This window comes from Planctomycetia bacterium (genome assembly GCA_034440135.1).
GTDB lineage: Bacteria > Planctomycetota > Planctomycetia > Pirellulales > JALHLM01 > JALHLM01.
In genome coordinates this window covers 1-12,832 of sequence record JAWXBP010000005.1, presented here as the reverse complement: position 1 = coordinate 12,832, position 12,832 = coordinate 1, and the positions used below count along the sequence as shown (strand labels likewise).

Here is a 12,832-nt window from a genome sequence, read left to right as displayed (position 1 = left end):
TCCGAGACGTCGCCCGAGATCTCGCCGCTCTCAAAATAGGCGTAAGGCCCGCCTAGCGCTGGCGCCACGAGCGCCGCCCACCGCAGCTTCTTGAGATTCTTGAAGCTCAGCAAGGAGCCCGTTTTTCCTGGAACTGGCGCTGGCGGAAATGGCATGGCCGATGACTCCCATGGAGCGATTCCCGCTCGTTGGGCCTGAAATGGCGCGATGTTGCACCATTTCCAGTATCGACCAGCGCCTCCCATGCGCTGGAGCAAGCACGGGCGCCGACGCGTAGGTCCGCCGAACCGGCGAATGCGGATTTTACGTCGCTAAGCGACCGCGAACATTAACCGAGTTTGCGGACTACGCCGACGACCGTACCGAGAACGCGGGCATTCTTCACGTAAATCGGCTTCATCGAAGAATTCGCGGGCTGCAGGCGAATCCGGTTCCCTTCGGGATACCAGCGTTTGAGCGTGGCTTCATTCTCGTCCGTAAGCGCGACCACGATTTGCCCCTTCGTGGCCGTGTCCTGCTTGTGGATCACGACGTAATCGCCGTCGGCGATCTGGTCCTCGATCATCGAATCTCCGGAGACCTTGAGCACGAACATACCGTCAGCGCTGAACATCTCGGAAAAATCGATGATCTCGTTCTGCTCGACCGCCTCGTGCAATACGCCTGCCGCGATTCGTCCGGCGAGCGGAAGCCCGCGCGAGGAGCCATCCACCGATTCGGTGGCCAGCATGATCGCGCGCGACATATTGGGCTCGCGATGGATCAGCCCCTTCTTTTCCAGCGCCTTAAGGTGGCACATCACGCCGTTCGGAGAGCTGATATTGAAATTCTGACCGATTTCTCGCACCGTGGGCCCGTAACCGCGCGAGCGGATGCGTTCGCGGATGAATTCGTAAACCTCGCGCTGTCGCTCCGTCAGCTTTTCGAAGTTGGCCACAACAGAATCTCCTTAAACGATGGGTCGCCGGCGCGAACTACGACGGACCATTGAAGTATAATATACGCGTGTACAGAGTCAATAGCATCCGTACACCGATGATCGGTCGTTTACGGTGGAGACGCCAGAATTCTTAGCGGAAGGCGCCGGATTTAACCGAAAAACGGCCGCTGAGCTTGGCGATTGCCGCCCAAAAGGCCGTTATTTCAAGCCCGGCGTTACCAATCGGCCGCCGAGAATTGAACGTCAAAAATGTGACGCGACGCTTGGCGGCGCAATTCGGGAACGAATCCCGGGCCGCGACCTTGGTCCGTCGGCGGACGACGGTGGATCGCGCCTACGCCTGCTTGGCAAACTCTTGGCAGGTCTCTTCGCTGACAAAATAGTGCGTCACGCCGTCGCGTTCCAACTTGGCGCCTGCGGCGAACTTGGGGAATCGCACGTGCGCGATTGGGTCCTCGACCATGAAGTCTTTCAGGTAGTACTCGTTCTCATGCAACGCGAGATAGGTCTTCACGAAGGACAGGATGCGATCGTCCAGCCATTGCGTCATCGCGGCGGCGTCGACTTGGTCGAGCGGGAAAGAAATCTCCGCGTGTTTATCGAATTGCATCAGGATCGGCAAGATTTCCAGGTCGTAATTCAATTGGATTTTCTTGACCTCGGCGTCCGGCGCGGCCGAGAACCGCAGATTGATCCGCGCCAACGGCGATTGAAACTGAAACGTCGCCTGGCGATGACCTGGCGAGACGGCCGGCGACACCTTGACGTGATCGCCAAAGCGTTTGGCCAGCGCCTCGAGCCTCGGACGCCAGACGTCCCGCAACTGATTCAAGAGCTGTTCGAACTTTTCGACGCGCTGTTCGCGCTCGTGGTATTGTTCGATCCGCTCCTCCTGCATCTGCTTGCGGCGGGAATCAAGCGCGGCGAATTCGGCGTCGATGCGATTGATGAGGCCGTCGATGTCCGACATGGGAGGTCTCCCTGGAAACAGGCAGCATAGGCGAAGCGTGTAACTACGTTAAACTACAGGCAAAGGAGCGCGCTGGCAATCGACTTGGGACCGAGATTTCACTTGGTTTGGTGCCGCGCGCGGCAAGTCGTCCCCGGACTACTGGTACTCCTCGCGAATCGGATAGAACACGTCGAGCGCGCTGACCCGTTCATCAAGGGCCGTGATGGCGTGTGGGACATTTCCGGGAATCTGATAGCGATCGCCGGGACCGACGCGTTTGATTTCGCCGCCGATGGTGAACTCCGCCGAACCGGAAATAATCATGCCCACTTGCTCATGCGGATGCTGATGCACTGGGATGATCGCCCCCGGCGCCATTTCCACGAGCGAGACGGTCATCGTTTCGCCAGTGGACGCGTACATTTCCACGCCCGGAAACGGCGTCAGCTGGCGGCAGGCGGATTTGTCGATGAAGTATTGGGACATGGGGGACTGCGCGAAGAAACTGATGGACGAATCGACCGGACTGGCTCGGCTCGAATGTAATCATTCGTGGCCGGCAAAGCAGGGCCCAATTCATTGGCGGCCGAGTCGCCTCCCACAAGTTGGTCCAAGGGACAGGACGGCTACTTGGTGGCAGGTGGCGGAGGCTTTGCTACAATTCGGGCGATTGAACCAATCGCTGTTCGCATCCCGCATCAGGTGCCCCATGAATCATTTGCGCCCGTTGTTCGCCGTCATGCTTGTCGCTTTGTCGCCGCTTGTGACTTGGGCAGATGATTGGCCGCAGTGGCGCGGACCGCATCGCGATGCCATCTCGGCCGAAACGGGACTGTTGCAAGCTTGGCCCGCCGAGGGACCGAAACTGGTCTGGCAAGTGAACGACGTCGGCGCCGGGTATTCCACGCCTGCCGTGGTGGGCGACCGGTTGTATGTTATGGGCAACGAGGGAACGGACAATGAGTTCGTCCAGGCGCGGTCGGTCGCCGATGGCAGCGTGGTGTGGACGGTCACGATTGGCAAAGTAGGCCCGAACCGCGGACCACAATATCCGGGCTCGCGTTCGACGCCCACGGTCGACGGGGACATGCTCTACGTCCTCGGTTCGGATGGCGATCTGACCTGCCTGGAGACCGCCTCCGGAAGCGAGGTCTGGAAGCAACAACTCCGCGCGGATTTCGGCGGCATGCCGGGGCAGTGGGCGTATTCCGAATCGCCGCTGGTGGACGGCGACACGTTGATCTGCACGCCGGGTGGGGCCACGGCAACGGTGCTGGCGCTCGACAAACGCACCGGCGAAGCAATCTGGAAAGCCGCATTGCCGGAAGCCGATGAGGCGGCGTATGCGTCGGCGATCATCGCCAACGGTGGACCCTCGGGCAAACAATACATCCAATTCGTGCAAAAGGGACTTGTGGGCCTCGACGCCGCCACCGGGACGCCGCTGTGGCGGTACGCGCGTACGGCCGAGGGGAGCCCAGCGAATATCCCGACGCCGATCGTTTCGGACAACTTCGTGTACAGCGCCGCGAGCCGCAGCGGCAGCGGGTTGGTGAAACTCGTGGAAGCGGACGGCGCGCTGAAAGCCGAGGAAGTGTACTTCCAGAAGGGCCTGCCGGCTGCGATTGGCGGCGCCCTCAAGTTGGGCGACCAGCTCTATGGCACGAGCGGCGCCGGCATGATGTGCGTGGACTTCGCTACGGGCGAAGTGAAATGGCAAGAACGCGGCATTGGGACCGGATCGATCTGTCTTGCCGACGGGCGGATTTATCTGCACGGCGAGACCGGCGAGGCGGCGCTGATCGAACCTTCCGTCGAAGGTTACAAGGAGCACGGTCGCTTCACGCCGCCAAACCAACCGGACCGCGGCGACGCGAAAGCCTGGGCCTATCCGGTGGTCGCGAATGGCCGGCTGTACTTGCGCGACGCGACCTCGCTCTGGTCATTCGATATCGCGCGGTAGGGCGGGCCGGGTGCGAGCCGGACGGTGAAGGTGATAGTTCATAGCGGCACGCCGAAGAACGATCTACCCTGCAAAACAGGCCCGCCGTGAAGAACACGGCGGGCCTGACTTTTTACGTTGAACGTCGTCAACAGTTATGCAAACAGCGACGAAAGCGCTTCGGCTTTGACCAGTTCGCGCGGCTGATTGAGGTGGTTGTAGACGATCGTCGTGGGATTGATGCCCACGGCGTGGTAGATCGTCGCCAACAATTCCATTGGATGGACCGGCGCGGTCAGCGGCGCGCTGCCGGTGGCGTCCGATTGGCCGTGCAAGTAGCCGCGCTTGATGCCGGCGCCGGCAATGGCGCAGGTATAACAGTACGGCCAGTGGTCGCGGCCGTCGTCGCTGTTCTGGTTGCCGGAGGTGCTCACGCCGCGCTTGGGGCTGCGGCCGAACTCGCCGACCGCGAGAACCAGGGTTTCGTCCAGCAACCCACGCTCGTCCAAATCGGCGATCAACGCCGAGAGCGCCCCGTCGAACATCGGCGCGGCTTGATTCTTAAGCCGCTTCGAGAGATCGCTGTGCGTATCCCAACTGTGGTTGTCCGAATTGGCGACCTTAGGCCAGTTCACTTCAACGAACCGCGTGCCGGCCTCGATCAAGCGGCGAGCCAGCAGGCAACTCTGGCCGAAGGTGTTGCGGCCGTACATATCGCGCGTGGCGTCGGTTTCGGCCCGCAGGTTGAAGGCGTCGCGGGCGCGGCCGGAGATGACCAGGCCGAGCGCCTTCTCGTAGTATTCGTTGAGATCGTACTTCGCCGTGGCCTTTTCCAAATCCGGCATGCCGGCCGCGATCAGTTCGCGGAGGCGCGCGCGGTGCTCGAGCCGGGAACTGGACATTTCGGGACGCAACTGCAAGTCGTCGACCTTCAGGTCGTCCATCTTGGTCATGTCCATGTCGTCGCCGGGCGGGTACAGCAAGTACGGGTCGTACGCGCGGCCCAGGAACCCGGCGGTGCCTGCCTTGCCGACGACGCCGCTCTCTTGCAACGGGCGCGGCATCATCACGAACGGCAGCATCGGCTGCTCGGGCGGCTTGAACTTGATGATGTTCGAGCCGACGTTGGGGAAATCCTTCGGACTCGGCGGTTCCAACTGCCCCGACGCACTGACCTTGTCGGTCGTGTAACCGGTCAGCATCTGGTACATCGCGGCCGTGTGGTTGAACAAGCCGACCGGCGTGTAACTGACGGTGCGAATGAGCGTCAGCTTGTCGGTGATTTGGGCGAACTTGGGCATCAACTCCGTGACGTCCATTCCCGGCACTTTGGTCGGGATCCGCGTGAAGATGCTGCGGACATTGTCCGGGACGTTGTCTTTGGGATCCCAGAGGTCCAGGTGGCTCGGTCCGCCCTGCAAGTACAGCAGGATCACGCTCTTGGCGCGATTCCAGCCTGGGGCGGCCGCGGCCGTCGATTCGTTCCCCTGCGCCTGACGCAACTGCAGGATCTGAGCGAGGCTCAGGCCGAGCATCGCGGAGCCGCCGACTCGCAGTAGTTCGCGGCGCGTGACACCATCACAAGTGTCTCGGCTCGTGCGACCTGGAATGACCAGCATGGAATCAGACCTCCCGCCAGGAACGATCGGAGCGGATTGATACGTTCCCACAATATAGGAAGATAAGTGCCCTGGCGTCAATCATTTCCGGGCGGCGGTAGTGTCCTAATAGTGTGTTGCTGGGCTATTGCCGCCAAAATCGCTTCCATACAAGCCAGTTAAGAACGACAATAGGCGGGGTCACAAGAAATATGAGAGCGACTACCAGCTGGGGAGTTGGTTGACCACCGCCCTCGATAAAGAGCATGCCGCCCACCAACAGCACGAAGAGGTAAACGACCGAGCTATAGGGCACCAACCGATCCCTGATGCCGTCCGGGAGCTTCTGGCCGGCTCCCCTCGTCTCCGGCGACCTGTACGGGTTGTCGTCCATTGGCCCGTCTCGGTTTCTTACCAGCGTTCGGCCTAGGCATGGCCACGTATTTCAGCTGTCCCTTCCTGAATATAACTAACCCAGAGTGACCGTACAGCCAGCTTTCTTCTTGCTTCTCGCGGACCGAGACCCGATCAGGATCGCCGAGTGCATGTCGCACCTCAGCTCTGGTCATTCCCCTTCTAAGGGATCGCAACTCTTTTTCGGTTACTGAGTTTGGCAGGCAGATATAGGCAAGCGACGCAACGGCGCAAACAGTGACTAGAACGAATAAGGGTTTCAGCCCAAACCGAAGCCATCGTTTCTTGGTTGCGCCCATCCCCTGAGTCTAGCAGGCGGCGGGAGGGGCGGGGTCGTCTTCGAAGTCTCCATTTTGAAATAGATTCGCGGCCCCGACGCAACTCTGCCGGCCCCGGCAGTGTAAAACCCGTAGCGCGTTTGTTCGCTCTTTTCGACGGAATTCTGGACTCCGTGGAAGCCGGCGAACATAATAATGGCGAGGCAGCGACAGGCGTCGCGCGGCGGGGAAGCTGGGGAAAGTCCTCGGGTTCTCGGGCTTGGCCAGACGCCGGCGCGCATGCGGAACAGGAAACGTGGTCGGATGAATTGGACGGCGCTCGATTTGCCGTGGTGGCATTGGGCCCTCGCGGTCTGTTTTGCGGCGTGTAGCTCAGGGGGCGTTTACGTCGTCCTGAGAGTCCGCAGGGAATTGAAGGAAACCGCGTCCGGCGCCAGCGAAATGATGTCGGATTTCCGTGATTTGCGCAGCCAGGGTGAGCTCAGCGAACAGGAATTCCGAAACATTAAGACGCTGCTCGGAGACCAGTTGGAAAAAGAGCTAAAGGACCACGGCAAGGCGTCTTAGGACGAGAAAAGTCAAACTCGGCTGGGTCTGACGATCGCAGCGTGACAGAGTTTCCAGTTGGGAGATGCGACCCGTTGTCAGGTAAAGCGGGGGGTGTCCGCTGGTCGACGCTTAGGGTGCCGACGCGAACCAAGAATTCAACAGAACCAAGATTCGATACATCCGTATAGTAGTGCATCGAGCGACACGATCGGGTTCACTCGGAGTTGACCCGGCCCGCGAAGACTCGAGCAGATTGCAGGTCGATCAGTAGAGTTGCTTCCACGGCTCGAAACAGGTGCGGATAGGGATTGCCCCTTAGGCCACAGTAAAGAACGCGAGCTGGCCCATTCGAGCGCACACCTTGGATCTCGCCCGAAACTCCGGTGGCGCGGAGTGTCGGGACTCGAAAAGGAGTCGTCATGCCCGCAGGTAGGGAAGGTACCGGCGCACGCCGGGGTAGCGGAACCACGAAGAAGAACGCGTTCTGTTCCTTTTGCCGTAAGAGTTACCGCGATGTCGGTCCTCTGGTGGAAGGTCCGGGAGACGTTTACATCTGTGGCGAATGCATCGAACTGTGCCAGTCGATTCTGGACCAGGAACGGCGCCGTCGCGGCACGACGAAACAGCTCTTCACCAAGGTTCCGGCGCCTCGCGAGATCGTCAACCAACTCGACGAATACGTGATCGGGCAGTCGCACGCCAAGCGCGTGTTGGCCGTCGCGGTTCACAATCACTACAAGCGGCTCATGTCGGGCGCCGAAGGGGGCGATGTCGACATTGAGAAGTCGAACATCCTCCTGCTCGGCCCCACCGGCTGCGGCAAGACGCTCCTGGCCCGGACGTTGGCCAAGATCTTGAACGTGCCGTTCGCCATCGGCGACGCGACGACGTTGACCGAAGCCGGTTACGTCGGCGAAGACGTGGAGAACTTGTTGCTGAAGTTACTTCACGCGGCCGACTTCGATCTGGAATCGGCCCAGCGCGGCGTGCTGTACATCGACGAGATCGACAAGATCGGCAAGACCAGCCAGAACGTTTCGATCACGCGGGACGTGTCCGGCGAAGGCGTTCAACAGGCCTTGTTGAAGATGCTCGAAGGAACGGTCGCGAACGTGCCGCCGCAAGGGGGCCGCAAGCATCCCGAGCAGCAGTACATCCAGATGGACACCTCGAACATCCTGTTCATCGTGGGCGGGACGTTCGTCGGGCTCGACAAGATCATTGGGAAGCGCGTCGGCCGCCGTTCGATTGGCTTCGGCCAACCGGACAAGACCGAGAGCGAGGATCTGCAATACGCGGAACTGTTGGCGCAAGTCACCAGCGACGACATCCTTGAGTTCGGCATGATTCCGGAGTTGGTCGGCCGGTTGCCGGTGATCAGCTCGCTGATGCCGCTCGATACCGACGCGTTGGTCCGCGTGTTACGCGAGCCGAAGAACGCGCTCATCAAGCAATATCAAAAGCTCTTCGAGATGGAGGAGTGCGAATTGCATTTCACCGACGAAGCGCTCAAGACGATTGCCGAGAAGGCCAAGCAACGCGAGACCGGCGCCCGTGGTTTGCGTTCGATCATCGAGCACGTGATGCTCGACATCATGTTCGAATTGCCGGACCACGGCCCGGGCGGCATCTACCACATCTCCAAAGACGTGGTCGAAGGCCGGCAGCAATTGTTTCCGTTGACCGAAGCGAAACACAAAAGCGCGTGACCTTCAAGCCCGGGCACGGCAACGTCCCCGGAGGTTCAGTCACGCGCACGCTAGGAGCGAGCCCCGCGCAGGATTTATTCCGGCGCGGGGCTCGCGGTTTTTTTCAGGGTGCTTTATTCGCAGTGGAACAGGGCCACGTCACTCTTACTGGGGCAACAGCGGGTTTATCCAGTGAAGTTTCGGGAAGCGTGCAAAGTCATTGTCGCAAGAATAGAGCACCGCGCTGCGGGATATCGCGAGTGCGGCGAGATGGGCGTCGCTTACGAGATTTCCGCCCACGCCCACTGCCGCAAGCAATTCACTCATGATCGCCGAGTGCTGAACGTCTTCTTTGACAATTCTGACGTTTGGTAGGCTCAACCATTCGTCCATCTGTTGCAACGCGTCGTTGACGCTGAGGGGATGGTCGAATACTCTCGGATGCGTGGCGATGCGTAGAAAGCTCAATACACCAAGCCAAGAAAGTCCTATCGATACTTCTTCCGCAAGGGCTTCTTGCCACCAATTACGAATCGCCGCATGTTCGGGAGCGTCCCTATTAACCAAGTAAAGCAAGATGTTCGAATCGATGAGTTTCATTTGCCTTGAGCGAGCTTGCGAATGACTTCCTCATCTTCCAGGGCAGCGGCCAATGCATTCGCATGGTCCAAGGGTAACTTGGGCCTGCCCATCGAAAACGTCCGCTGTTCGAATCGCTTGGAATTGGGCGCATTGGGCTCAGGCCCTGTCTCTACGGCGCCGCGCAGCATGCGATTTACCAACTGTCCCAGAGGCACGCCTTCGCTCAAGGCGAGCAGTTTCAGCTTCTGAATCAGGGTCTCTTCTAGTTGCACAGAAATACGCATATTGACATCATACCATTGTTCGGCTTGGCGTCAAAAAAGTGCCTTGAGAGCGGTAGGCTGACTCTGCAATCGGTTCCGAGCGTCAAAACGGCCGCTGGCCAAGTACAAACTTTACCGTCTGCGCTTCGCCGCCGGTCGGCATGGGCTCGCTGCCGAGCGCGCGGATGCGTGTCGTGGCGATGCCGGCGTTCAACAAGTGCGCAGCCGCTTCTTTCGCGCGGGCTTCGGCGAGTTGCTTGTTCGCCGTCGGGTCGCCTTCGCGGCGGGCGTTGCCGCGGACGATCACGTAATACGACGGAAAACTCTTGAGCGTTTCGGCGAGGCGATCTAGCACGAGCTTGCTTTGCGGTGTGAGTTGCGACGTGCCGCGGGCGAAGACAAGCGGCTCCACTTCCAACGTGCCGATTTCGGTGAGCCCGTTCCATTGCGGGTCGGTCAGTTCTTCAGCCGTGCGTTGGCCGCGAATCGTTTCATCCGCTCCGCCGACGATCAGGCCGGGGTGGAAATGCTCGTCGAGCATCGCGCGGGCGATCTTATCGTAGTACCACTGATGGGGCTGGCCGCCGGTGGGATCAGTTTCGAGGCCGCCGGTTTTTTGAAGGACCGCCACGATACCGCGCATGATTTCATCCAGCGGTTGCAGGCCGCGCGAGGCCTCGCCAGCGAGGACGCCGAAGTGGGCGTAGTTCTCCTGCGTGTTCTTCCAGAGAATCTTGGCGGCGAGTTGCTTGGCCTGGGCCTCGGAGAGCGGCGCTCGCTGCTGTTCGGCGTCGTCGCGAACGGCCTTGGCCATCCCGCCGGGCTGGCGTTCCAATTCGTAGGCGGCGCGGCGATAGGCTTCGATGACTTTCTTCACGAGCGGCTCGTTTTCCAGCAGATACGCGCGTTGGATGACTAGCACGTCGACGATCTTGCTTTGAAACTTCGAGCTATCGATCAAAATATGCGCGCCGGGCGTTTCGAGTGCGCGGGAGACGTGTGGTTCCCACATCACATAGGCCCGGGGATCGTCCGGTTTGGCAGCCTGAAATTGACGCAGCACGTCCTCCGCGCCTTGGGCGTCGATCCAGGGCGAAGCCGGTAGTTGCGGCAAGCGAAAACTGGCCATCACGACGCGGGCGAGCGTTTCACTGGGGGAATCTCGCGTGACGACGAACCGGGCGTCGGGTTTGTCGAGCGCGTTGAGGTTCGGCACGCCTTGCTTGTAGGCGACCATGGCGTCGGCGCCGTTGGATTCGTCGATGACCATCACGATCGTTCCGGGCGTCTCGCCGAGCCGCGCGCTGGCCGTGAGGAGCGCGTCCACCGTGAAGACAGCGAAAGGCGTTTCGCCGCTCCGCAGGGTTTGGATCCGCTGGCCGTAGTTGGCTTGGTCGTCGACCAGGTTCAGGCCGATGGCCTGAGCGTCGAGTTCGCGCCGAAACGCTGGTGAGCGCAACACGCAGTACCCGGAGAAGGAATCGAGGGCTACCATGATTTCGGTGTCGTGTACGGGCGTCGACCCTGATTGCTGCACCACTACTTCTCGGCCGCGCGGCGCGAAGACGAATTTATAGACCACGGCGCAAATGCCCAGCAGCACCAACCAAATCACGACCGCGCCGAGAACTTTTCCGGAAATACCCTGGCTCACGGGGAACGATCCTCAATAGATAAGGCGGCGTGACAAATCTCGGAGGGAACCGCGAAAGGCGCGAAAAGGCGCGAAAATTGGGGAGGGATTCTCGGGCACTGATCGCTTTTCATGACATCTTCGATTCGATGCTTGAATTCATTCGTGAGCAATTCTACGCGCTTGGCATTCAACTCTCGTCCGCCCATTCACTTTCGCGATGTTTCGCGCATTTCGCGGTTTAGCTCCTCGGTACTCTACCTCCGGCGATTGCGACCGGCGGCGCGGGCTACGGCCACGACGAGAAACACCATCATCACCACGATCACGATGAAGCAAACGCAGAGTCCGCCCAGCCCCGCCCAATCGCTGGCGTTGGCTGGTGGGTTGCCGTAGATGGCGCCATCTTGCGCGAGGACTTCCTCGGGCGAGCGGGCGGCGGCCCCTTCGCCGATGGGCACGTTGACCGGCGTGGTCAGGCTATCCAGGATGGCGACGGCCGCTTCTTCCGGCAGCGCCGCGGCGAGTTCGTATTGCACAGTCGAAGCATCGTCCGAGGCGTCGGCTGCGCCAACTTCGCCGAGCGCGGCGGCCATGGCTTGTTCGAGGGCGGCCGGGTCGTCAGCACTGCGATAGCTATGAACTTGTTTTGCCAGGGCATGTTCTTGGAGCATGTCGACGCCGATGCAGTCGATCGTCACACCACGAGACAAGACGTCAGGCAGGTACGCACCGAGCAATTCGGGATCGTTGGCTTCGCCGTCGGTGACGACGAGGAGGCGATAGGTGCCATAGCCGCGTTGCGCTTGTCGGGCTTGCAACAGTCGATCCGCCGCGAGCTTGAGGTACTCGCCCAGCGGCGTACCGCCGGACGCCTGGCAGCGATCGACCGCTTCCAGCAGCCGCGGTCGATCGAGCGGCGCGAGATCGTAGAGCCAGCCATTCGCGCCGTCGATGTCGGAGAAGACCAGTAGTCCGACTTCGGCGTTCGGATCAATGCGATCGACGACCTTGGCGAGCGCAGTCTTCGCCACGTCCATGCGCGATGCATTGGAACTCGACATGGTGTCGCGCATCGAGCCAGAGGCATCGAGCAGGATCACGACATGATCGCGACCGAGCTTTGAGTCGCTCGGCGCAGTTTCCTGTGCGGCAGCCCAGGCGGACACGGAAAGACAGACGATCGCGATGGCAATCCGAAGAACATTCAGCGCTCTGCCCTCCCAGTAAGAATCAGGTTGTGGCACGCTCACTCAGGTTGTGGCACGGTCTCCCGACCGTGTCACCGGCTCGACCGAAGGTCTCCACACCTTGCTGGTCGCAACGTGTCACGGTCGGGAGACCGTGCCACAACTGACTGACCGTGCCACAACAGGGGTTTTTGCCCGTGCAACTAGAAGTCAAAATCACCTTGTTGGAGCGCTTCGGCGGAGACCTTTAACACGCGGAATTCGACGCGCATGTTTTCTTTCGCCTGGTCGAGGTTCTTGGGCCGCGGAACTCTCGGTTCGCGAACGCCGGCGCCGACGGGCTGGAATTGGCTTTCGTCGAAACGGATGCCTTGCGCCTTGCCGTATTGAATGAGCGCGTCGCGCACGGAATTCGCCCGACCGAGCGAAAGATTGAGCGCTGCTTGCATGGTTTCACGCGGATTGGGATCGGTCCCGTCGAACGTGCCGCGTTCCAGCAGTTTGACGATTTCGGCGGTCGATTCCAGGTTGAGCGGCTTGTTTTGCAGGGAGTAGCGATAATTGCCGGTTTGCCCGGTGCGTTGAATTAGCCCTTTTGCCATGCCGGCGCGGACAAAGTCGGCCAGCACTTTCGTGGGATCGGCGTGCCCGCGGATCGACATCACCGCATTGCCATAGGTGGACGCGGCTTCCAACGCGCGTTGAAAGTCGGCGCCATAAACCTCGGGCGGGAAAGAGTCTTGGTTCGGTTGAAAGTTGATGGTGAAGCTGACGATCGTGCGGCCATCGTCGGTAAGTAAATC

The 12,832-nt window shown here is 60.4% G+C and carries 12 protein-coding genes; 3 read left to right on the top strand and 9 right to left on the bottom strand.

Features of this window, described 5'->3' with window-relative positions; translation table 11 throughout:
* Window positions 1-328: 328 nt before the first annotated feature.
* From lexA to SGJ19_00195, 3 genes are all read right to left on the bottom strand, one after another.
* Window positions 329-937, bottom strand: coding sequence for a transcriptional repressor LexA (lexA, locus tag SGJ19_00205; protein ID MDZ4778655.1), 609 nt, complete (start codon window positions 935-937; stop codon window positions 329-331).
* 337 nt (window positions 938-1,274) lie between these two features.
* A complete protein-coding gene (locus SGJ19_00200; protein MDZ4778654.1) occupies window positions 1,275-1,910 on the bottom strand; it encodes a hypothetical protein in 636 nt (211 codons plus the stop codon).
* Between the two features lie 138 nt (window positions 1,911-2,048).
* Window positions 2,049-2,378 carry a cupin domain-containing protein gene (locus SGJ19_00195; GenBank protein MDZ4778653.1) on the bottom strand — a complete coding sequence of 110 codons (330 nt, stop codon included), beginning with the start codon at window positions 2,376-2,378 and terminating at the stop codon, window positions 2,049-2,051.
* Between the two features lie 223 nt (window positions 2,379-2,601).
* Here SGJ19_00195 and SGJ19_00190 point away from each other — a divergent pair, with 223 nt between their 5' ends.
* Window positions 2,602-3,855, top strand: coding sequence for a PQQ-binding-like beta-propeller repeat protein (locus SGJ19_00190; protein ID MDZ4778652.1), 1,254 nt, complete (start codon window positions 2,602-2,604; stop codon window positions 3,853-3,855).
* A gap of 134 nt (window positions 3,856-3,989) precedes the next feature.
* On the opposite strand, the gene SGJ19_00185 is transcribed toward SGJ19_00190, so the two are convergent.
* A complete protein-coding gene (locus SGJ19_00185) occupies window positions 3,990-5,453 on the bottom strand; it encodes a DUF1501 domain-containing protein (GenBank protein MDZ4778651.1) in 1,464 nt (487 codons plus the stop codon).
* A 974-nt stretch (window positions 5,454-6,427) separates the two neighbouring features.
* Here SGJ19_00185 and SGJ19_00180 point away from each other — a divergent pair.
* On the top strand, window positions 6,428-6,691 hold the full coding sequence (locus tag SGJ19_00180) for a hypothetical protein (GenBank protein MDZ4778650.1): 264 nt from the start codon (window positions 6,428-6,430) through the stop codon (window positions 6,689-6,691).
* 401 nt (window positions 6,692-7,092) lie between these two features.
* Window positions 7,093-8,382, top strand: a complete 1,290-nt coding sequence (gene clpX, locus SGJ19_00175; protein MDZ4778649.1) for an ATP-dependent Clp protease ATP-binding subunit ClpX — start codon at window positions 7,093-7,095, stop codon at window positions 8,380-8,382.
* Window positions 8,383-8,526: 144 nt separating this feature from the next.
* On the opposite strand, the gene SGJ19_00170 is transcribed toward clpX, so the two are convergent.
* The 5 genes from SGJ19_00170 to SGJ19_00150 all read right to left on the bottom strand — a co-directional run.
* Window positions 8,527-8,961: a TA system VapC family ribonuclease toxin gene (locus tag SGJ19_00170; GenBank protein MDZ4778648.1), complete on the bottom strand. Its 435-nt coding sequence runs from the start codon at window positions 8,959-8,961 to the stop codon at window positions 8,527-8,529.
* Complete coding sequence (locus SGJ19_00165; GenBank protein ID MDZ4778647.1) at window positions 8,958-9,227, bottom strand: hypothetical protein; 270 nt, start codon at window positions 9,225-9,227, stop codon at window positions 8,958-8,960. The genes SGJ19_00170 and SGJ19_00165 overlap by 4 nt, the downstream gene beginning before the upstream one ends.
* An 82-nt stretch (window positions 9,228-9,309) precedes the next feature.
* Complete coding sequence (locus SGJ19_00160) at window positions 9,310-10,860, bottom strand: OmpA family protein (protein ID MDZ4778646.1); 1,551 nt, start codon at window positions 10,858-10,860, stop codon at window positions 9,310-9,312.
* 236 nt (window positions 10,861-11,096) lie between these two features.
* On the bottom strand, window positions 11,097-12,008 hold the full coding sequence (locus SGJ19_00155; GenBank protein ID MDZ4778645.1) for a VWA domain-containing protein: 912 nt from the start codon (window positions 12,006-12,008) through the stop codon (window positions 11,097-11,099).
* A gap of 224 nt (window positions 12,009-12,232) precedes the next feature.
* Window positions 12,233-12,832, bottom strand: a 600-nt coding sequence (locus SGJ19_00150; GenBank protein ID MDZ4778644.1) for a hypothetical protein, incomplete at its 5' end; no start/stop codon positions are given.